Source organism: Paraburkholderia sp. CI2, assembly GCF_014201055.1.
Classification (GTDB): Bacteria; Pseudomonadota; Gammaproteobacteria; order Burkholderiales; family Burkholderiaceae; genus Paraburkholderia; species Paraburkholderia tuberum.
This window is the reverse complement of sequence record NZ_JACHDL010000001.1, coordinates 458,636-479,699: the sequence shown is the minus strand read 5'-3', so window position 1 is coordinate 479,699 and position 21,064 is coordinate 458,636. Positions and strand designations below refer to the sequence as shown.

General features: G+C 65.9%; 16 protein-coding genes. All 16 read left to right on the top strand.

Annotated features, from left to right (window positions below):
- The first annotated feature begins 27 nt into the window (after positions 1 to 27).
- The 16 genes from HDG32_RS02165 to HDG32_RS02090 all read left to right on the top strand — a co-directional run bounded on the left by HDG32_RS02165 (position 28) and on the right by HDG32_RS02090 (position 20,939).
- Positions 28 to 516, top strand: a complete 489-nt coding sequence (locus HDG32_RS02165) for a type VI secretion system tube protein Hcp (protein ID WP_184031795.1) — start codon at positions 28 to 30, stop codon at positions 514 to 516.
- Positions 517 to 611: 95 nt separating this feature from the next.
- Complete coding sequence (locus HDG32_RS02160) at positions 612 to 1,448, top strand: type VI secretion system accessory protein TagJ (RefSeq protein ID WP_184062840.1); 837 nt, start codon at positions 612 to 614, stop codon at positions 1,446 to 1,448.
- The gene (tssE, locus tag HDG32_RS02155) at positions 1,441 to 1,953 is read left to right on the top strand and encodes a type VI secretion system baseplate subunit TssE (RefSeq protein ID WP_018422993.1); all 513 of its coding nucleotides are present in this window, start codon (positions 1,441 to 1,443) and stop codon (positions 1,951 to 1,953) included. The genes HDG32_RS02160 and tssE overlap by 8 nt, the downstream gene beginning before the upstream one ends.
- A 4-nt stretch (positions 1,954 to 1,957) precedes the next feature.
- Positions 1,958 to 3,853 (top strand): type VI secretion system baseplate subunit TssF, encoded by a 1,896-nt coding sequence (tssF, locus tag HDG32_RS02150; protein ID WP_184062838.1) that lies wholly within the window; start codon positions 1,958 to 1,960, stop codon positions 3,851 to 3,853.
- On the top strand, positions 3,838 to 4,917 hold the full coding sequence (gene tssG, locus HDG32_RS02145; protein ID WP_184062836.1) for a type VI secretion system baseplate subunit TssG: 1,080 nt from the start codon (positions 3,838 to 3,840) through the stop codon (positions 4,915 to 4,917). The genes tssF and tssG overlap by 16 nt, the downstream gene beginning before the upstream one ends.
- Positions 4,918 to 4,921: 4 nt before the next feature.
- Positions 4,922 to 7,699 (top strand): type VI secretion system ATPase TssH, encoded by a 2,778-nt coding sequence (gene tssH / locus HDG32_RS02140; RefSeq protein ID WP_184062834.1) that lies wholly within the window; start codon positions 4,922 to 4,924, stop codon positions 7,697 to 7,699.
- Positions 7,700 to 7,722: 23 nt separating this feature from the next.
- The gene (locus tag HDG32_RS02135) at positions 7,723 to 8,112 is read left to right on the top strand and encodes a DUF4280 domain-containing protein (protein ID WP_018422989.1); all 390 of its coding nucleotides are present in this window, start codon (positions 7,723 to 7,725) and stop codon (positions 8,110 to 8,112) included.
- 1 nt (position 8,113) lies between these two features.
- Positions 8,114 to 10,105, top strand: a complete 1,992-nt coding sequence (locus tag HDG32_RS02130; RefSeq protein ID WP_184062832.1) for a type VI secretion system Vgr family protein — start codon at positions 8,114 to 8,116, stop codon at positions 10,103 to 10,105.
- A 31-nt stretch (positions 10,106 to 10,136) separates the two neighbouring features.
- Complete coding sequence (gene tagH / locus HDG32_RS02125) at positions 10,137 to 11,882, top strand: type VI secretion system-associated FHA domain protein TagH (protein ID WP_184062831.1); 1,746 nt, start codon at positions 10,137 to 10,139, stop codon at positions 11,880 to 11,882.
- 20 nt (positions 11,883 to 11,902) lie between these two features.
- Entirely contained in the window at positions 11,903 to 13,237 is a 1,335-nt protein-coding gene (tssK, locus tag HDG32_RS02120; RefSeq protein WP_184062830.1) for a type VI secretion system baseplate subunit TssK, read from the top strand.
- Positions 13,238 to 13,260: 23 nt separating this feature from the next.
- Complete coding sequence (locus HDG32_RS02115) at positions 13,261 to 14,550, top strand: DotU family type VI secretion system protein (RefSeq protein WP_184062829.1); 1,290 nt, start codon at positions 13,261 to 13,263, stop codon at positions 14,548 to 14,550.
- A 46-nt stretch (positions 14,551 to 14,596) separates the two neighbouring features.
- Complete coding sequence (gene tssM / locus HDG32_RS02110) at positions 14,597 to 18,142, top strand: type VI secretion system membrane subunit TssM (RefSeq protein WP_184062828.1); 3,546 nt, start codon at positions 14,597 to 14,599, stop codon at positions 18,140 to 18,142.
- On the top strand, positions 18,139 to 18,855 hold the full coding sequence (gene tagF, locus HDG32_RS02105) for a type VI secretion system-associated protein TagF (protein WP_184062827.1): 717 nt from the start codon (positions 18,139 to 18,141) through the stop codon (positions 18,853 to 18,855). The genes tssM and tagF overlap by 4 nt, the downstream gene beginning before the upstream one ends.
- Positions 18,856 to 19,014: 159 nt before the next feature.
- On the top strand, positions 19,015 to 19,620 hold the full coding sequence (locus HDG32_RS02100; RefSeq protein WP_184062826.1) for an OmpA family protein: 606 nt from the start codon (positions 19,015 to 19,017) through the stop codon (positions 19,618 to 19,620).
- Between the two features lie 21 nt (positions 19,621 to 19,641).
- Positions 19,642 to 20,568 (top strand): hypothetical protein, encoded by a 927-nt coding sequence (locus HDG32_RS02095; protein ID WP_184062824.1) that lies wholly within the window; start codon positions 19,642 to 19,644, stop codon positions 20,566 to 20,568.
- A gap of 53 nt (positions 20,569 to 20,621) precedes the next feature.
- Entirely contained in the window at positions 20,622 to 20,939 is a 318-nt protein-coding gene (locus HDG32_RS02090) for a hypothetical protein (protein ID WP_184062822.1), read from the top strand.
- Positions 20,940 to 21,064: the final 125 nt, after the last annotated feature.

Sequence of the window (21,064 nt, the reverse complement as noted above, 5' to 3'; positions counted from 1 at the left end):
GACGAATTGCTTTGAGCGGAGAAGAAGATGGCCATCGACATGTTCATGAAGCTGGGCGATATCAAGGGCGAGTCTCAGGACAAGACCCACAAGGAAGAAATCGAAGTGCTCGCGTGGAGCTGGGGCATGAGCCAGAGCGGCACGATGCACATGGGCACGGGCGGCGGCGCCGGCAAGGTGTCGGTGCAGGACCTGTCATTTACCAAATACAGCGACAAGGCGAGTCCGCCGATCATGGCAGCCTGCACCAAAGGCACGCACATCGACACGGCGTTGCTGACGGTGCGCAAGGCAGGTGGCGACAATCCGCTCGAGTACTACAAGATCACGTTGAACGGCGTACTGATCAGCTCGTATTCGACCGGCGGCTCGGGCGGCGAAGAACGCTTCACCGAGAACGTCACGCTCAACTTCGAAAAATTCCATGTCGAGTACCAGCCGCAAAACGCGAAGGGCGAGAAGGAAGGCGGGGTGGTCGAAGTGAAATGGAACATCCCCGCCAACGCCACTACCTGATCGGCTGAGCGCAAAGGGCGACTGCACTGCGGCGGTCCTGCCGTCGCAGTGCGGCGGCGGGTGGGACGACTCGAGCCAGACCGGAGCGAACCGGCATGAACGCAGAAGAATGCTTGCGCGAAGGCGATCTCGACGGATGTCTGCGCGAATTGCAAAAACAGGTTCGCAAGGATCCGTCGAAAGCCGCCTATCGCGTCTTTCTATTCCAGTTGCTCGCGGTGACGGGCGCCTGGGATCGCGCATTGACGCAACTGAACGTCGTCGGCGAACTCGACGCGGCCGCGTTGCCGATGGTGCAAACCTATCGTGAAGCGTTGCAATGCGAGGCGCTGCGCGAAGCGGTTTTCAAGGGCGAGCGCGCGCCGCTGATCTTCGGCGAGCCGACCGGCTGGCTTGCGTTGCTCCTCGAGGCATTGCGGCTCGACACCGCGGGCGATAGCGGCGCGGCGGCCGCCGCGCGCGCGCGGGCGCTCGACGAGGCACCCGCCAGCGCCGGCGCATTGAATGGCGAACCGTTCAGGTGGCTCGCCGACGCCGACAACCGGCTCGGCCCGACACTCGAAGCCGTGCTGAACGGCCGCTATTACTGGATTCCTTTTTCGCGCATCAAACGGATCGAAATCGAGCCGCCGTCCGACCTGCGCGACCGCGTCTGGATGCCGGCCGTTTTCACGTGGGCCAACGACGGCCAGGGCGCCGGTCTGATTCCCGCCCGCTATCCGGGCACGCTCGCCGAGCCGAATCGAGCGTTGTGGCTCGCGCGCCTGACCGAATGGATCGGTGACGATCCCGTGCTCGCGCGGCCGGTGGGACAGCGTATGTTCGCCTCCGATGCGAACGACTACGCGCTCTTCGACGTGCGCACGATCGAACTGACGAGCGGCGACGCGCCTGCCGAACAGGACGGCGCGGCCGCTCCGGATCATGGCTGAACTGACCGCGCGTGATCGCCTGCAACCGTCGCTGCTCGACCGGCTGACCGATCTCGAACCGGAGGCGAAGCAGGAAGCGCGCGAGCGGCGCGTTCTGTCGATGCGCGCGCTGCGCGAGAGCGTGCAGCGCGACCTCGGTTGGCTGCTGAACGCGAATGGCCTCGCGTCGGTGCAGGATCTGAGCGGCTATCCGTATGTCGCGACATCCGTGATCAATTTCGGCCTGCCGGACATTGCCGGCAAGACCGCCTCAGGCATCGATCCGTCGCGGCTCGAGCGGCTCGTGCGCGATGCGATCTGGGCGTTCGAGCCGCGCATTCTGCGCGACACCGTGCGGGTCAGTTCGATGCAACTCGAAGAGACGACCGGGCGCCACAACACCGTGTCGTTTCTGGTGGAGGGCGATCTGTGGGCGCAGCCGTATCCGGAGCGGCTCTACTTCAGGACCGAACTCGACCTGGAAGTCGGCGAAATCCGCGTGATCGACCAGGGCGGGCCGCGCTGAAGCCATGAATCCAGACCTGATCAAATACTACAGCCAGGAACTGCAGCATCTTCGGGAGATGGGCGGCGAGTTCGCGCGCGAATTTCCGAAGATCGCCGGGCGCCTCGGACTGGAAAACCTCGAATGCGCGGACCCCTACGTGGAGCGTCTGCTCGAAGGCTTCAGTTTCCTCGCGGCGCGCGTGCAACTGAAGATCGACGACGAGTTTCCGCGCTTCACCCAGCATCTCGCGGAGCTGGTGTACCCGCATTACCTCGCGCCCACGCCGTCGATGGCCGTGGTGCAGATCCAGCCGGACCTGACCAGCTCCAATCTCGCGGACGGCGTGCGGGTTCCACGCGGCAGTACGCTGCGCAGCGTGCTCGACAAGAACGGCTCGACTCGCTGCGAATACCGCAGCGCGCACGAACTGAAGCTTTGGCCGCTCGACATCACGGAAGCGCGGTTTTTTACGCACGCGGGCTCGCTCGGTGGCATCGACAGCGCGCTGCCGGCGAGCATGGCGGCGGGCGCTGCTATCAAGGCCGGCCTCAGGCTGCGCCTACGCGCCACCGCTGGTCTGAGAATCAACCAGCTGAAACTCGACCGGCTGACGCTGTATCTGCGCGGCGCGGACGGGATGGCCACGCGTATCCACGAGCGTCTGCTCGGTTCGGTGAGCGGCGTCGTCGTGATGCCGGCCAAACGTCCGGCGTCCTGGCATGTGCAGTTGCCGGCGAGCGCGCTGCGGCCGCTCGGGTTTGCCGACGATGAAGCACTGCTGCCGGTCAGCCGGCAGTCGTTCCAGGGCTACCGGCTGTTGCAGGAGTATTTCGCGTTTGCGCAGCGCTTCATGTTTCTCGCCATCGACGGTTTGCACGCGGCGTTGCGGCGTTGCGCGGACACCGAAATCGAAGTCATCGTGTTGCTCAAACGCGGTGATCCGCTGCTCGAACAATCGCTCGATGCCAATAATTTCGCGCTGCATTGCACGCCCGCGATCAATCTCTTTGCGCGGCGTACCGATCGCATCGCGCTGTCGGACGAACAGTTCGAATATCACGTGGTGGCCGATCGCACCCGGCCGATGGACTTCGAGATCTATCAGATCGAGAGTGCGACCGGCTATAGCGCGGGCGCCGGCGGCGAGCAGCGCTTCGAGCCGTTCTATCACGCGCGCGATCTCGGCGCGACGTATCGCGCCGGCGCGTACTACCAGGTGCGCCGCGAAAAACGGCTGCCGTCGGCGCGTCAGCATGAGCGCGGCCCGCGCACGAGCTACCTCGGCAGCGAGATGTTCATCGCGCTGGTGGACGCGAGCAATGCGCCGTTTCGCGCTGACCTGCGGCAACTCGGCTTGCAGGTGCTGTGCACGAATCGCGACCTGCCACTGACGATGCCGGTCGGCGTCGGCCCCGCCGATTTCACGCTCGATGTCGAAGCGCCGGTGCAGAGCGTGCGCTGCGTGAGCGGCCCGAGCCGGCCGCTGCCGTCGTATGCGCACGGGGCCGTGGCGTGGCGGCTGTTGAGTCACCTGTCGTTGAACTACTCGTCGCTGCTCGATAACGATGCACAGGAGGGCGCCCGCGCGCTGCGCGATCTGCTGAGTCTCTACTGTCCCGCCGACGAGATCGCGAGTCAGCGGCTGATCGAAGGCGTGCGCTCGATCGATTCGCGCTCGGTGACGCGACGCTTGCCGGGCGCGGGACCGATCGTATTCGGCCGCGGTCTCGAAGTGACGCTGACGCTCGACGAAGCCGCGTTCGAAGGCGCCGGCGCGTTTCTGCTCGGTGCCGTGCTCGCGCAATATTTCGCGCAATACGTATCGATCAACTCGTTCACCGAGACCGTCGTGAAGACGCTGTCGCGCGGCGAGATCATGCGCTGGCCAGCGAGGGTCGGACAATGCCGGACGCTCTGACACTGTTGCGCCGGCTCGAAGACGATGCGCGCCGCTTCGACTTCTTCCAGGTCGTGCGGCTGCTGGAGAACGCGTATGCGGACAAGCCGCGCGTCGGCGAGTCGATGCAGCCGCGCGACGATGCGATCCGTTTCGTGCAGGAGCCCGAACTGGTTTTCCATCCGACCACGCTCGGTGACTTCACCCCGGCCGGCGAGCATCACGCCGCGCGCCTCGCGGTCAAGTTCTTCGGCCTGCTCGGGCCGCATGGTCCGTTGCCCACCCATCTGACCGAGTACGCTCGCGACCGCGCCCGCAACGCGAACGATCCGACCTTCGCGCGCTTTCTCGATGTCTTTCACCACCGGATGGTGTCGCTGTTCTATCGCGCGTGGGCCAATGCGCAACCGGCCGTGAGTCTCGACCGTCCGGGGCGCGATCACTTTTCCTTTTATGTCGGCAGCGTGTTCGGGCTGGGCGAGCCGACGCTGCGCGATCGCGACGCGGTGCCCGATTTCGCCAAACTGCACTTCGCCGGATTGCTGGGGGGCCCGACCCGTCCGGCCTCCGGTTTGAAACTCGTGCTGGCGCGTTTTTTCAACCTGCCGGTCGACATCGAGCAGTGGGTCGGCCATTGGATGACGCTGCCCGCGAATTCGTTGTTGCGCCTGGGCGCAGCGGACGGTGCGGCCGCGCTCGGCGTGTCGACGCTGCTCGGCGCGCGCGTCTGGGATTGCCAGCATAAATTCCGCATCGTCATCGGACCGTTGAGCCGCGCTGATTACGAGCGCTTCCTGCCGGGCGGCGAGAGTCTGAAGCGCCTCGTCGACTGGGTGCGCAATTACGCGCGCGACGGGCTCGATTGGGATCTCCGGCTGGTGCTGAAACAGGAGGATGTGCCACGCCTGAAGCTCGGGCGCCACACGCGGCTCGGTTACACCACCTGGACGCTCGGCCACCCGGCGCGCGGCGATCAGCGGCAACTGGTGTTGCGGCCGACCGGCCCGGACGGCCGTTCACGGATTGCCGTGGCGGCCCGCGAGGCGTCCGCGGGGGCGCCGCCATCGACATCATCGAGGGAATAGAAAAATGGCCGAGATCAAACGGGCAGCGTTGTTCGGCAAGCTGAACAAGCTCGGATTCCGCGCAATCGAGAGCGCGAACGTGTTTTGCAAGTTGCGCGGCAATCCTTATATCGAGCTGTCGCACTGGTTCCACCAGATCCTGCAACTGCAGGACTCCGATCTGCACCGCATCGTCAAACACTACGGGCTCGAGCCTTCCGCGTTGGCGCGCGATCTGACCGAAGCGCTCGACCGTCTGCCGCGCGGTTCGGCTTCGGTGACCGACATCTCGTCGCAAGTCGAGGAGGCGGTCGAACGTGGCTGGGTGTTCGGCTCGCTGATGTTCGGCGAGTCGCAGGTGCGCACCGGCCATCTGGTGGTCGGCCTCCTGAAGACGCCGTCGCTGCGCAACGGGCTCTACGGCATCTCGCGTCAGTTCGAGCGCATCAAGCTCGATTCGCTCGTCGACGAATTTCACGGCCTGCTGCGCGAGTCGCCGGAAGCGGCGATGGGCGCGAGCGATGGTTTTCAGGCGGGCGGCGCGCAGCGCGAAGGCGGCGACGCGGACACCACGGGCGGCCCGGTGCCGGCCGCCGCGCTGGGCAAGCAGGAAGCGCTGCGGCGCTTCACCACCGATCTGACCGAACAGGCGCGCAACGGCAAGCTCGACCCGATCGTCGGGCGCGACGAGGAAATTCGCCAGGTGATCGACATCCTGATGCGCCGCCGCCAGAACAATCCGATCCTGACGGGCGAAGCGGGCGTCGGCAAAACCGCGGTGGTCGAAGGCTTCGCGCAGCGCATCGCGGCGGGCGACGTGCCGCCGTCGCTGCACGACGTGCAGTTGCGCACGCTCGACGTCGGTCTGTTGCAGGCGGGCGCGAGCATGAAGGGCGAGTTCGAGAACCGCTTGCGGCAGGTGATCGAGGAAGTGCAGGCCTCGGAAAAGCCGATCATCCTGTTCATCGACGAAGCGCACACGCTGGTCGGCGCGGGCGGGGCGGCCGGCACCGGCGACGCGGCGAATCTGCTGAAACCGGCGCTCGCGCGCGGCACGCTGCGCACGGTGGCCGCGACCACGTGGGCCGAATACAAGAAGCACATCGAGAAGGACCCCGCACTGACGCGGCGCTTCCAGGTCGTGCAGGTCAGCGAGCCGGACGAGACCCGCGCGATCCTGATGATGCGGGGTGTCACCTCGACGATGGAGCAGCACCACAAGGTGCAGGTGCTCGACGAAGCGCTCGAAGCCGCGGTACGTCTGTCGCATCGCTACATTCCGGCGCGGCAGTTGCCCGACAAGGCGGTCAGCCTGCTCGACACCGCCTGCGCGCGCGTGGCGGTCAGCCAGCATGCGACGCCCGCAGCGGTCGACGATTCGCGCAAGCGGATCGTCGCGCTCGAAACCGAGCTGGCGATCATCGGCCGAGAAAGCGCGGTGGGCGTCGACACGCGGGAACGTGAAGCCGCCGCGGCGGAAAAGCTCGCCGCCGAACAGGCGCGTCTCGCCACGCTCGACACCCGCTGGCAGGCGGAAAAACAACTGGTGACGCGGATTCTCGCGCTGCGCGCGCAACTGCGGGGCGAGACCGGCAAGGTGGAAGGCGCGGCGCAAGCCAGCCGCACGAACGAAGCGAACGAAGCTGCGAACGAAACGGTAGACGAAACAGCGGCCACCGGCGCGACTGACAACCTCGCCAGCGACACCGCGACGCGCGAAGCGCGGCTCGCCGAACTGCGCGACCTGCAGGCGCAGCTCGCGCAGCATCAAGGCGAAGACCCTTTGATCCTGCCGACCGTCGACCAGCAGGCGGTCGCCTCCGTCGTGCAGGACTGGACCGGCATACCGGTGGGCCGGATGGTCCGCAACGAAATCGAAAACGTCCTGAAGCTCGCGGAGAACCTGAACCGGCGCATCATCGGCCAGGCTCATGCGACGGAGATGATCGCGCGGCGCATTCAGACTTCGCGCGCGGGTCTGGACAATCCGAACAAGCCGATCGGCGTGTTCATGCTCGCCGGCACCTCCGGAGTCGGCAAGACCGAGACCGCGCTGGCGCTCGCCGAGGTGCTGTATGGCGGCGAGCAGAACGTCATCACGATCAACATGAGCGAGTATCAGGAAGCGCATACGGTGTCGTCCCTGAAGGGCGCGCCGCCCGGCTACGTCGGCTACGGCGAAGGCGGCGTGCTGACCGAGGCGGTGCGCCGCCGTCCATACAGCGTGGTGCTGCTCGACGAGGTCGAGAAGGCGCATCCCGACGTCCACGAGCTGTTCTTCCAGGTGTTCGACAAGGGTTGGATGGAAGACGGCGAGGGCCGCGTGATCGACTTCAAGAACACGCTGATCCTGTTGACCACCAATGTCGGCACGGATCTGATCACGAGCCTGTGCAAGGACCCGGAGCTGATGCCGGAGCCGGAGGGTATTGCGAAAGCGCTGCGCGAGCCGTTGCTGAAAGTGTTTCCGCCGGCCTTGCTGGGGCGCGTCGTGGTCATTCCGTACTTTCCGCTGTCCGACGAGATGCTCGGCGCGATCATCCGGCTGCAGCTCGGCCGGATCGAGAAACGCATCCGCGTGTCGCACAAGATTCCGTTCAGCTACGACGACGACGTCGTGAAGCTGATCGGCAGCCGCTGCACCGAACTCGAAAGCGGCGGACGCATGATCGACGCGATCCTGACCAACACGCTGTTGCCGCGCATCAGCACCGAGTTTCTGACGCGGATGATGAACGGCAGCGCGGTCACGAAAGTGCAGATCGGCGCGCGCGACGGTGAATTTCTCTATACGTTCGATTGATCGAAAGCGGAGGATGCCTTCTTATGCCGCAACAAGTCAGCATGGGCGCGACGCTGCAATGTTCCTTCGGCGCGGCGCCTTCGACGCTCGTGGTGTTGCCGGTCAACCGGGTGATGGGCGAAGGGCCGCCCGCGGCCAACATCATGGATCACATTCCGCTCGTCAATATCATGCCGTTCGGCGTGTGCAGCTCGCCCGCCAATCCGACCGTCGCCGCCGCGACGGCGGCGGCGTTGGGCGTGCTGACGCCGATGCCGTGCATTCCGGCCACCATGACGCCGTGGACGCCGGGCGCGCCGACCGTGCTGCTCGGCAACCAGCCGTCGCTCGACAACGTGTCGACCTGCATGTGCAACTGGGGTGGCGTGGTCACGATCGTCAATCCGGCGACAGTCAAGACGATGATTCCGTGACATGACCACGCAAAACCCGAACCGACACGTCACCGTCAGTTGCGCGCCTGCCGGCGGGGATCTGCTGTTTCTGCATCTGAGCGGCACCGAGGAGTTGGGGCGCCTGAGCGAATGGCGGCTCGATCTGCTTGGCAAGCGCAACGATCTGCAGGCCGGCGATCTGCTCGGGCATGACATCTCGATTGCGCTGTCGTTGCCAGAGGACGGCGAGCGGCAATTCAACGGGATCGTCACGGCGTTCCGGATCGTCGCACCGGGCGACAACACCCGCAACCGCATGGCGCGCTATGAAGCGGTGGTGCGTCCGCGGCTGTGGCTGCTCACGCGCGCGTCGCACAGCCGCTTTTTCCATGAAAAGAGCGTGCTCGATATCGTGACCGGCGTGCTGCAGGACTACAACATCGACGTCAGCAATAAATGCCAGGCGACCTATCCGCCGCTGCAGCACTGCGCGCAATACCGGGAGACCGATTTCGCCTTCGTGAGCCGCCTGATGGAGCACGAGGGCATGTACTACTACTTCGAGCACAAAGGGGGCAAGCACACGCTGGTGTTGACCGATTCGAGCGACGTTCACGGACCGATCGAACACTATGCGTCGATTTCGTACGATGCGTGGTACGAGCCTTCGAACGAAAAGGAATGCGTGTATGCGTGGAGTTCGGGCGCGGAATTGCAGACCGGCAAGTACGAAGTCAACGACTACGATTTCGAAAAGCCCACGTTGAGCAATCAGCAAGGCCTGCTGTCGCGCGCGACGCGGCCGAAAGTCTACGATCCGCCGGTGTACGCGATGCAGGAACATCTGAGCGGCCACGCGCAGTCGAGCGATGGCGACCGCTATGCGAAGGTCGGTATCGAGATCCGTCAGGCGCGCAACGACAGCATTTCGGGCCGATCGAGCGCGCGCGGCATCTGGCCGGGCGGTCAGTTCAGGCTCGAGAATCACGCCTGCGATGCGCAGAACCACGAGTATCTGGTGGTCAGCGCCGCGTACGAGATCAATTCGGATGTCTATGTGTCGACGGTGCGCCACGATCCTTCGCTGCCGCTCTTCGACTGCGCGTTCACCGCGTTGCGCAAGGAAAACCACTTCCGCTCTGAGCGGCTGACGCCGCAGCCGGTCGTGGCGGGCCCGCAGACCGCCATGGTGGTCGGCCCGGACGGCGAAGAAATCCTCACCGATAAATATGGCCGCATCAAGGTGCAGTTTCATTGGGAGCAGTTCGCTCCGCCGGCCGATGCCGACGCGCGCATGAAGCGGTGCTGGGTGCGGGTGTCGCAGAGCTGGGCCGGCAAACGCTGGGGCACGTTCTTCTTGCCGCGAATCGGTCAGGAGGTGGTCGTCGAGTTCGTCGAGGGCGATCCGAACCGGCCGCTCGTGACCGGTTGCGTCTACAACGCGAACACGATGCCGCCGTACGAACTGCCGGCCAATCAGATGTTCTCGACGCTGAAGAGCAATTCGACCAAGGGCGGCAGCGGTTTCAACGAAATGCGTTTCGACGACGACAAGGGCAGCGAGCAACTGTTCTTCCACGCCGAGAAGGACCACGAGACCTGGGTCAAGAACGACATGCTGAGTAACGTCGGCAACGACCGGCATCTGAAAGTGACCGGCAACGAGTTCGTGGCGATCACCGGCGCGCGCCACGACGCCGTGACGGGCGACCAGAACGCCCAGGTCGATGGCAACGCGTCGCTGAAGGTCGGGCAGAAGTTGCAGGAAAAGGTCGGCATGGACTATGCGATCGACGCCGGCATGAATATCCACATCAAGGCCGGCATGAACATCGTGATCGAAGCGGGCGCGAGCATTACGCTGAAGGCGGGCGGCGCCTTCGTGGTGGTCGGGCCGGTCAGCGTGGCGGTGTCGGGCACGCCGATCCTGCTCAATTCGGGCGGCTCGGCGGGCTCCGGCAGCGGCTCGTCACCGACCGCGCCGAGCGCGCCCAAAGACGCCGACGACGGAACCAAAAAAATCAAATCGTGAGTGATGCACCTGACCGCTCGTGGGGAGCCAAGTGAACTATCCGATTCTTTCGCTGCGGGTTGCGCGATTCAACGACGAGACGCTGGCCGAGCCGATCGCGATCGCGTTCGGCCCCGCCGGAGGCACGATTGGCCGGGCCAACGACTGCACGCTGGTGCTGCCCGATCAACAACGCGCGATCTCGCGCGTTCACGCGCGCGTCGAGTTTCGCGGCGGCGACTATCTGCTGTGCGATCTGGGCAGCAATCCGAGCGTGCTGAATCAGCGCGCGTTGGGCGGCACGCGCGAGGCGCGGCTCGCGGACGGCGACCGTCTGCTGATCGGACCGTATCTGCTCGAGGTGTCGATCGGCGAGCAGGCGGCCGGCGTGCGCGGTCTGACGGGCGGGCGTGATCCGCTGAGTGCCGCGCAGGTGCTCAGTGGACCGTTGCCGGCCGATTCGCAAGGCGACGCGTTGCAGATGGGCGCGCTCGATCCACTCGGGCAGCCGGGCTTCGGCGAACCGCAGCGGATCTCGTCGGGTCCGGGCTTTGCGGGCTCGGAAAGCGATCATGTGTCGCCGGAGTTGCAGGCGTTTTCGGCGCCGCAAGCGTCCCGGCCCGATCCTGGCCGGCCTGCCACACCCACGGGGGGTATTCCGGCGGACTACGACCCGCTCGCGGAGGCGTTGGCGCAATGGGAAACGCCCGGGCAGCCGGGCAGCGGCTCGCCGGCCGCGCCGCATCCTTCGCACGAGTTGCCGGGGTGGCCCACTGCGCCCGCGCCGGCGGCCGCGCCTTTGGGCGGCCCGACCGGCTTGCCGCCGGGATTGCTCGATCCCGGCGCGGCAGGGTCGGCGGCGACACCGTTCGATGATCTGTTCGGGATACCGACAACGCCGTCGACGCAGTTTGCGCCATCGACCCCTTTGGCTCCCGTGGTGCCGGTGGTCGTGCCCGTGGTCGCGCCGCAGGCCGCCACCGCGCGGGTGGCTGTGCCTGGCGCGGCGCCGGGGCCGTCGTCCGCTGCGCAGCCCGCTTTGGAGCCTGTGATGCAGCAGCTTCAGCAGCCGGCTCCGTCCGCGGGCCCGATCACGTCAGCGCCTGCCGTGCCGGCGCCGACCGCCCAGCCGGCCCCGGTTCGGCACGCGGCCGCCGCCACTTCCGCGAGCCAGCAACCGGCCACCCTGCAGGCGCTGCTCGAAGGCCTCGGCCTCGATCCGTCGCGCGCGCCGAACCTGCCCGAACCGGAGTTCGCGCGTCTGATCGGCACGATGCTGCGCGACGCGCTGCGCGGCACGATGGGCGTGCTGCGCGCGCGCTCGATGACCAAACGCGAAGCCCGTCTCGACACGACGATGATCGTCGCGCGCGACAACAATCCGCTCAAGTTTTTCCCGGACGTCGACAGCGCGCTGGCGCAGATGCTGACTGGCCGCTCGGCCGGTTATCTGCCGCCCGACGAGGCGCTCAGGCGCGCCTTCGACGATATCGAGGCGCACGAGCTCGCGGTGCTCGCCGGCATGCGCGCGGCGCTCGCGCACGTGCTCGGACGCTTCGATCCCGCTTCGATCGAAGCGCAGCTGAAAGACTCCGGTGCGCTCGAAAAAGTGCTGTCCAACCGCAAGGCGAAACTGTGGGATCTGTTCGTCGCATTGCAGGGCGCCGTCGCGCGCGAAGCCGACGACGATTTCCAGAAGCTCTTCGGTCAGGCGTTCAATGACGCATACGAGGCCCAGATCGACGAACTGCGCGCGGCCCGCGAGCGTCAGCCGAAGCATCCCGCCGGTCCCACCTAGAAACGTTTGAACGAGACAACATGTCCTGGAACAGCAAAGTCATCTGGTCGGAGGGGATGTTTCTGCAGCCCCAGCACTTGCAGCAGCACGACCGCTATCTGCAGCGGCAACTGGAGACGCGCGCGGCCGGCCTGCGTCCGTACAGTTGGGGCTTTACCGCGCTGGAGATCGACGAGTCGCTGCTCAAGCTCGGCAAGCTCGCGCTGCTGTCGTGCTCCGGCGTGATGCCGGATGGCACACCGTTCGATCTGCCCGCCGACGATGACTTGCCCGAGCCGCTCGAGATTCCCGAAGGCACCCGCAACATGCTGGTCCAACTGGCATTGCCGGTGCGCAGGCCGGGTGTCGCCGAAACCGGCAACGAAGCCAGCGAGGAGAACTTCGCGCGACACCGTGTCACCGAATTCGACGTCAGCGACAGCAACGATCCGAATGCCGGCGCGGCGTTGCTGCAGATCGGCAAACTGCGCGTGCGTCTCGCGCTCGCTCCCGACGTGGCCAATGCCTACACCGCGCTCGGCGTCGCGCGCGTGCTCGAACGGCTGCCCGACAACCGCGTCGTGCTCGAAAACGACTACAGCCCGCCGTGTCTCGACTATCGGGTGGCGCGCCGCCTCGCGGCGTTCGTCGACGACCTCGTGGGCCTTCTGCATCAACGCGGTGAAGCGCTGGCCGGACGCCTTGCACAGCCCGGCGTGACGGGTGTCGCGGAAGTGGCCGATTTCCTGTTGCTGCAGCTGATCAATCGCCACGAGCCGCTGGCCGCGCATCTCTCGACGATGACCGGTCTGCATCCCGAGGCGCTGTACCAGGCGACGGTGCAGTTGGCCGGCGAGCTGGCGACCTTCAGCCAGGCGTTGAAGCGGCCGCCGGCGTATCCGGTGTATCGCCATGAGTGGTTGCGCGAAACCTTCGCACCGGTGATCGACGACATTCGCGCGTCGCTGAGCATGGTGATGGACCCGCACGCGGTGGCGATCCCGCTCGAAGAGCGCAAGTTCGGCTTGCGCGTGGCGATCGTGCCGGACAAGACGCTGTTTGCCGGCGCCACCTTCGTGCTCGCGGTGCGCGCGCAAATGCCGGCCGAGCACATTCTGACCGGCTTCGCGCCCCAGGTGAAGATCGGCCCGATCGAACGCATTCGCGATCTCGTCAATCTGCAATTGCCGGGCGTCGGCCTGCGCGCATTGCCCGTGGCGCCCCGGCAACTGCCGTTCCATGCGGGCTTTACCTACTTCGAACTCGATCGCGGCAACGAACTGTGGAAACAGTTCGCGAATTCCGCGGGCATGGCGTTGCACGTCGCCGGCGACTTTCCCGGACTGACGATGGAGTTCTGGGCAATTCGCCGCTGATGCATTGATTGGGGAAGTTCATCGTGAGTCCAGACGAACCGCGTGGCCCCGCCGACGATCCCGGCGCGACGATTCTGATTCCGACACCGGGCGGCGCGCGGGCGGCGTTCATGGCGGCCGCGGCAACGCCCGCGCCGATGCTGTCCGGCGGCGGCGGTCTGAATCCGCTGTTGCGCGCGGCCAACCCGCTGATCGAACTGGCGCTGCCGTTGCGGCAGTTGCCGACCCATCCGAATGTGGAAGACCTGCGCAACCAGCTGATGCAGATGGTGCGCAACTTCGAGACGCAAGGCCGCGCCAACGGCATCGACGACGAGAAGCTCGGCGCCTCGCGCTATTGCCTGTGCACGTTCCTCGACGAAGCGATCGCCAGCACGCCATGGGGGGCGGGCTTGTGGGGCAGCCGCAGCTTGCTGGTGACTTTCCACAACGAGGCCTCGGGTGGCGAGCGCTTTTTCCTGATCCTGCAGCGTCTCGCGCAGAACCCCGCGGGCAATATCGACGTGCTCGAATTGATCTACGTGATTCTCGGCCTCGGTTTCGAAGGACGTTACCGTCTGATCGACGGTGGCCGCACGCAGCTCGACACGATCCGCGAACGCCTCGAACAGATGATTCGCGGCCAGCGCGGCGCGGCCGAACGCGATCTGTCGCCGCACTGGCTGCCGGTCAAGGTCGAACGCAAGCCGTTGCTGCAACTCGTGCCGTTGTGGGTGGCGGCGGCAATCGCCTGCCTCGTGCTGGTGATCGTCAATCTGGTCCTGAGCTTCAGGCTCAACGACATGTCCGACCGCGTGTTCGAAGCGCTGCACGGCATCCGCGTCGCGCCGGCTCCGGTGCTTGCCTCGAAGCTGGCGGCGGCGCCCAAACTTGCGCCGAAGCTAGCGCAGTTCCTCGCGCCTGAAATCGCCCAAGGCCTCGTGCGTGTCTCGGAGTTGCCCGACCGGACCGTCGTCACGATCAATGGCGACGGCCTGTTCGGCTCGGGCAGCGCCGATCTCGCCGCGGGTTTCGTCCCGCTCATCCAGCGTATCGGCGACGCGTTGAAGGAAGTGCCGGGCAACGTGGTGGTCGCGGGTCACACGGACAGCCAGCGAGTCTTGTCCGCGCGCTTCCCGTCGAACTGGCATCTGTCGCAGGCGCGCGCCGAAGCGGTGCGCGACATGCTCGCGTCGCGGGCCGGCAACCCCGCCCGCTTCAGCGCCGAAGGGCGCGGCGACGCCGAGCCGATCGCACCGAACGACACCGCCGCGAATCGTGCGCGCAACCGCCGCGTCGATATCACGGTGCTGGCGCCGGGAGCGGCGTCGTGAAGGCCTTCGGGATGAGTCCGTCGCGGGTGGCACAGGGGAGCCGGGTATGAAAATCTTTGGCTGGCTCAGACGAGCCATCGTGCTGTCGTTGCTCGGCGTGCTCGCACTGTCGCTGATCGTGTGGGTCGAGGGGCCGCTCGTCGCGTACGCGGGTCATGAGCCGCTCGAAAGCAACAGCAGCCGCTGGGCCGTGATCATCGTGTTGCTGCTGGTGTGGGCGGTGTACTGGAGCGTGCGCTGGATCGCGGTGCGTCTCGCCAACATCCAGTTCACTCGCGTGGTGGCAGAGGGACCGGCCGAGCCCGCGCCCGGCAAGAAAGAATCCGAGGCTGACATCGCGGCGTTGAAGCAGCGTTTCGAAGCCGCCATGGCGACCTTGCGCAAGGCGCGGGTCAAGGGGCGCTTCGGTAGTCAGTACGTGTACCAGTTGCCGTGGTACATGTTCGTCGGCGCGCCCGGCACGGGCAAAACCACCGCGCTGTTGAACTCCGGGCTCAAGTTTCCGCTCGCCGAGCGGCTCGGCAAGCAGTCGATCGGCGGCGTGGGCGGTACGCGCAATTGCGACTGGTGGTTCACCGACGATGCGGTGCTGCTCGATACCGCGGGCCGCTTCACCACCCAGGATAGTTTCGCCGAAGCCGATCAGGCCGCGTGGGCCGGCTTCCTGCAACTGCTGCGCAAGTATCGGCCACGCCGGCCCCTGAATGGCGTGATCGTGGCCTTGTCGACGCGCGACCTGCTGCAACTGTCCGACCCGCAACGCGCGCAGCAGGCGCAAGCCGTGCGCGAGCGTCTCAGGGAACTGTACGGCAAGCTCGGCATGCGTTTTCCGGTCTACGTGATCGTGACCAAATGCGATCTGCTCGCGGGTTTCGCGGAATTCTTCGACGACCTCGGCCGCGACGAGCGCGAACAGGTCTGGGGCATGACGTTCCCGTTCACCGAGCGAGGCTCACCGGACGACGCACTGGCCGCATTTCCCGCCGAATTCGACGCGCTGGAACAGCAGTTGCAAGCCCGCGTGCTGAACCGTATGCAGCGCGAGACCGATGTGCGCCGGCGTGCGCTCGTCTATGGATTTCCGCAGCAGTTCGCGGGTCTGCAAGCCGTACTGAAAAGCTTTCTCGACGAAACCTTCAGTACCTCGCGCTTCGAGGAGTCCGCGTTGCTGCGCGGCGTGTATTTCACGAGCGGCACCCAGGAAGGCCGGCCGATCGATCGCGTGATGAGCGCGGTCGCCTCGGCGCTCGGCTTCCAGCAACAGGTCGTGTTGCCCGACCCGGCGAGCGGGCGCGCTTACTTCATCACGCGGCTGCTGCGCGGCGTGATCTTCGAGGAAGCCGGACTCGCGGGCGTGAACCAGAAGCTGGAGCGGCGCCGCGCCTGGTTTCAGCGCGCCGCGCTGGCGGCGATCGGCATCGTCACGGTGCTGGCGCTGGTTCTGTTCTTCGTCAGCTATCAACGCAATCGCGCTTACGTCGCCGATGTTCAACAGCACGTTGCCGGGTTGCAGAAGCTCGCGCAGACCACCCAGCCGGGCGATAACCCGCTTGCGCTGCTGCCGCTGCTCAATGCCGCGCGCGACCTTCCCGGCGGTTACGCGGACCGCGACAGGAGCGTGCCGTGGCTGTCGCGCCTCGGCCTTTATCAGGGCGACAAGCTCGGCCTCGAAGCGCAGACCAGTTATCGGCGGCTGTTGCGGCAGACGCTGTTGCCTCTGGTCGTGAGCCGCATGGAAGAAGAATTGCGCCGCGGTGACGCGAACAATCCCGACTTCCAGTACGAAGTCTTGCGCGCATATCTGATGCTGGGCGATTCGCTGCACTTCGACGCCGACTCGGTGCGCTTGTGGGCCGATGTCGATTGGCGCCGCGGGCCGTTGCGCGATGCCAGCGACGATCAGCGCAACGATCTCGACGGCCATCTCGCCGCGCTGTTCCAGCCGGCGCGCTTCGATGCGTCGCTGCCGCTCGACAAGGATCTGATCGCGCAGGCGCGCGCGACGCTCGCCAAAATGCCGCTGACGCAGCGTCTGTTCAACCGCGTCAAACGCGATCTCGAACAGAGCAGACTGCCGGAGTTCAGCGTCGCCGACGCGGCGGGGCGCAATGCCGCGCTGGTGCTCGTGCGCAAGAGCGGCGCGCCGTTGACGCGCGGTGTTTCAGGCGCGTACACGCGGGCCGGCTATCAGAAGTTCGGCCAGTTGCGCGACGCGGCGGTGATCGATATCGCAAAGGACGATTGGGTGCTCGGCCGTCAGGAATCGGTATTGACGCCGAACGGTATCGAGGATCTGAAGGCGGGCATCACCCGGCTTTACTACGACGAGTACATCCGCCAGTGGGACGCGTTGCTCAACGATATCGACGTGGTGCCGTTCGACGGTGTGCAGCAGGCGGCACGCGTGGCGAATGTGCTCGCGGCGCCCGACTCGCCGCTGCGCTCGCTGATGCTGGCCGCGGCGCAGGAAACCACGCTGGGCAGCACCAAAACGGGCGGTTCGCTGACGGAGCAGGGCGTTGCCGCGTTGGCCAACAAGCTCGATGCGGCCAAAAAACGCCTCGAGAGCGCGCTCGGCAACCAGCCGGAAGACGCGGCACCGCCCGCGCCGGCCGAACTCAATCCGGTCGACGCGCATTTCCAGGCGCTGCACGAACTGGCCGGCAAACCCGGTGCACCGGGCCCGGCTCCGCTGGACGCGCAACTCGCCGCGCTGAAGGACGCCGCGACCTATCTGGAGGCCGCGGACTCGGCGCGCCGTCAGGGCTTGCCGCCGCCACCCGGCGATGCGTTGAACAAGCTCAAGCTGGTGGCCCAGGGGGCGCCGCCGCCGCTCGCGACGGTGGCCACCAGCGTCGCGAGCGGGGCGGGGTCGCTGATGGTGGGCGGCGAGCGGGCGCGCCTGAACGCGTTGTGGCAGGCGAACGTGGCGCAGCTGTGCCGGCAGGCGCTCGACGGTCGCTATCCTCTCGTGCGCGGCTCGACGCGCGACGTCGCACCCGACGATTTCGGCAGGCTGCTGAGCCCAGGCGGCCTGATCGACGATTTCTTCCAGAAGAATCTGGCAACGATGGTCGACATGTCGGGACCGCAGTGGAAATGGCGCAGCGGCGTCGATACGCTCGGCATCCCGGTCGACGTGCTCGGCCAGTTCCAGCGCGCCGCGCAGATCCGCGACGCGTTCTTCCGGGCCGGCGGCCGGGACGTGTCGGTGCGCTTCACGGTGAAGCCGCTCACCATCGATCCATCGATTACCCAGTTCACGCTCGACATCGATGGGCAGCAAATGGTCGTCAAACCCGACACGCCGCAATCGATGGTGTTCCAGTGGCCGAGCGGCAAGGGCACCGGCCAGGCGCACGTCGAGTTCACGCCGGCGGGCAGCACACCGGCGGCGCGCGCCGACGGACCGTGGGCACTGCTGCATCTGATGGACGATGCGCGTCTGCAACCCACCGCGCAACCCGACCGCTTTCGCCTGAGCTTCGACTCGGATGGCCGGCGCGCAGAGTTCGAACTGGCAGCCAGCAGCATCGTGAATCCGTTTCGCCGTGCCATGCTCGAGCAGTTTCGCTGTCCGGATCGGCTATGAGCGGCGAGCTTGCGCAGGAGCCGACATTCGGGCCCGGCTTCTTCGGCAAGGTGCGCACGCATGGCGACTTCGTGGGACGGCGCTTGCCAGTCGAATTCGTCACGCGTTGGGATGAGCGCTTGCAGGAAGGCATGTTGCTCGCGCGGCAGCGCTTTGGCGCGCAGTGGCTGGAACTGTATCTGAATGCCCCGGTGTGGTGTTTCGCGCTGGGCGCGGGTCTGTATGGCCCGAGCGCGTGGGCGGGCGTTCTGACGCCGGGCGTGGACCGTGTGGGACGCTATTTTCCGTTCACGATCGCAGAGGCGATCGACGGCGCCGAACTCGCACGGCGACTGGCCGATGCGCAAGGATGGTATGACCGCCTGGTGGCGCTCGCATTGTCGACACTGACGCAGGAATTCGCCCTCGATGCTTTCGACGCGGCGTTGCGAGCCGAGAGCCTGTTCAATCGGGATCGCGGATCGATGCCGTGGCGGCTCGCCATCCCTGATGCAGCCGACGGCGGATTCGCCGCCTTGCTCGAACAGACCGTCGCAATGGGACACGCGCTCTGGTGGAGCGACGGATCGCCGGCCGTGCCGGCTTCGGCGAGAGTTTCCGCGGGCGCGACGACCGGCTTGCAGTTCGCGAGTCTGCTCGACATCGGCACGCAGGAGTGGGATTCGGTGATCGACGTGATTTCGAACCCGGGCGCACAGCAACGGCATCACTGAGGTCGCCGCCGCGGGTAGGGTAAGCGTTTCAAATTGACTTCCCATCATTCGTCTTTAAAGGATGAGGCTGTCATACGCCGGTTCCCGCCGGTGTTCGCCGACGGTCCGTAAAGGGGCGCTGGCGGCCTCACCGCAACTCCATTCTGCGGAGATCGCCGTATGTCACGCCTGACCCATCCGTCTTCCGCACGACGCATTCCGGGCGGCGTTCTGTCCGCCACGCTGTGCTTGCTCGCATTGCTGTGCACAGCCTCGCGCGCAGCCGAACCGGTCCTGAACGAGCAGGACATCAACGAGCAGTCGGTGACGCGCGCGCTCGAGCCCGACCAGTCGAGCGAGTCGGGCGAGAACGTCCTGACGCGCGGCTTCGTGCTGTCGAACAAGCCGCCGTCCGCCGCGCCGCGCCCCGCGCCCGCGAGAAAACCCGCCGCGCAAATCCTGATCACGTTCGCCACCAATTCGGCCACGCTCACCGACAGCGCGAAGGCCGCGCTCGACAAGGTCGCCGGTGCATTGCAATCGGAAAAACTCGCGGCGTACCGATTTCGCGTCGAAGGGCATGCCGATCCTCGCGGGTCGCCCGATGCCAACATGAAGCTCTCCGAAGACCGTGCGGCCGCGGTGGTCGCATATCTGACGCAGAAAGACGGCATCTCGGCGGAGCGGCTGTCGTCGCTCGGCAAAGGTTCTTCCGATCCGTTGAACAAGCGCAATCCGACGGCGCCCGAGAACCGTCGGGTGACGATCGTCACGGTTACGGATTAGGCGCTGTCGAGGTTGCCGCCGATGACACGTTATCGCGTGTATTGCAACGTGGCGACGGGCGCGGCGCTGCTGTTCGCGTGCGTCACCACGATCGCGCTCGCCGCGGGTCCGCAGGACTCGAACAACGCCGCCGACAGACCCGCGGCCGTCGACGACGACACCGGAGCGGTGCGCTTGCCGCTTGCCCGGCTCGCCGCCGCGTTGGCCCCCGACGCGCGCCTGCAACTGTTCACCGTGACGGACCAACCCGGCCTCCATGTGATGCAGGCGGCCAGCCTCGAGCAACAGGGCGCGATGTTCACGCGCGTGGTGGCATTGCTCGAACGCCGCGATATGCCGCGCGACCGCGTGGTGTCGGCGGCGGCCATCGCGGCTCACGCGCGGCGCTTTGGCACCGACCCCGCCGGGCTGACGGCGGGCAACAACTTCAGCACGGAGGAGTTGACGCATTTTTTCGAACTCGCGCGCGAGCAGGGCGTGGTGCTGAACCAGGGCGAGCGCACGTTGCAGACGATTCTCGTGCGATGGCGTTTGATTCGCGAGGAGCAGGGGATCTGGAAAGCGACGAACGCACACGATTTTCTGATCACTATTCCCGGGCTGGGTCGCGCGCCAGGCGGCGAGATGATCGACGCCACCGTCAGGGCCGCGATCCTCAGTCACGAATTGGGCCATTGGCGGTACTTTTCGGACGGCGCATACGCACATGCGTGCCGCGCGTTCTGGTGGCAGGTATTGAGCTTCGAGGAACGCGCGGAGTTGACCCGGCAACTGGAGAATCTCGGCTACGACCCGAGCGACCGGATCGTGATCGATGAGATGCAGGCCTATTTGCTGCATACGCCTGCGCGCTATATGCCGATCATCGACACGCCGGGACCTGGCGGCGTCGATGTCGGCAAGGTGCGGCGGCGCTTGCAGGAGGCGGTCGCGAGAGCGGGCGGATAGCAAGGACGAAGCGAGCCGCGCGAATCGCGCGACACACGCTGTCGAGGTGAGGCATGACGGATTACGCAGAACTCAACCGCATTTTGCCGCGCCTGTCGCACGCGCATGCGACCGCTGCGTTTAGCGACGAGGTGGCCCCGCTGCTGGTCGACCTGTGGGCTGATGATTATGTTCGGCGCGTGGCATCGTGCGAATTGCTCGAAACTTCGGGTATCCGTATTTCGTGGGTGATGAATTGTGCAATGCGGCAAAACAGCATATCGCGCCGGGTTTTCCTTGGTCACACGATCCTGATCGTTCCGCGCTTCACCATCTCATCGAAGTCGTCCGGGCCGAAGCCTCGGTTCGATTTCGTGAAATCCGAGATGTAAAAGCAAAGCTCGTTGCGCAGGCGATCGCGGAGCATCTTCTGGCTAGCACGATCGGCCGCGCGAACCTTTCGCAGCAGTTCCCGCACGCCGTCAGCTTCAGCAGGAGAAAAAGTACCTTTTCCTTT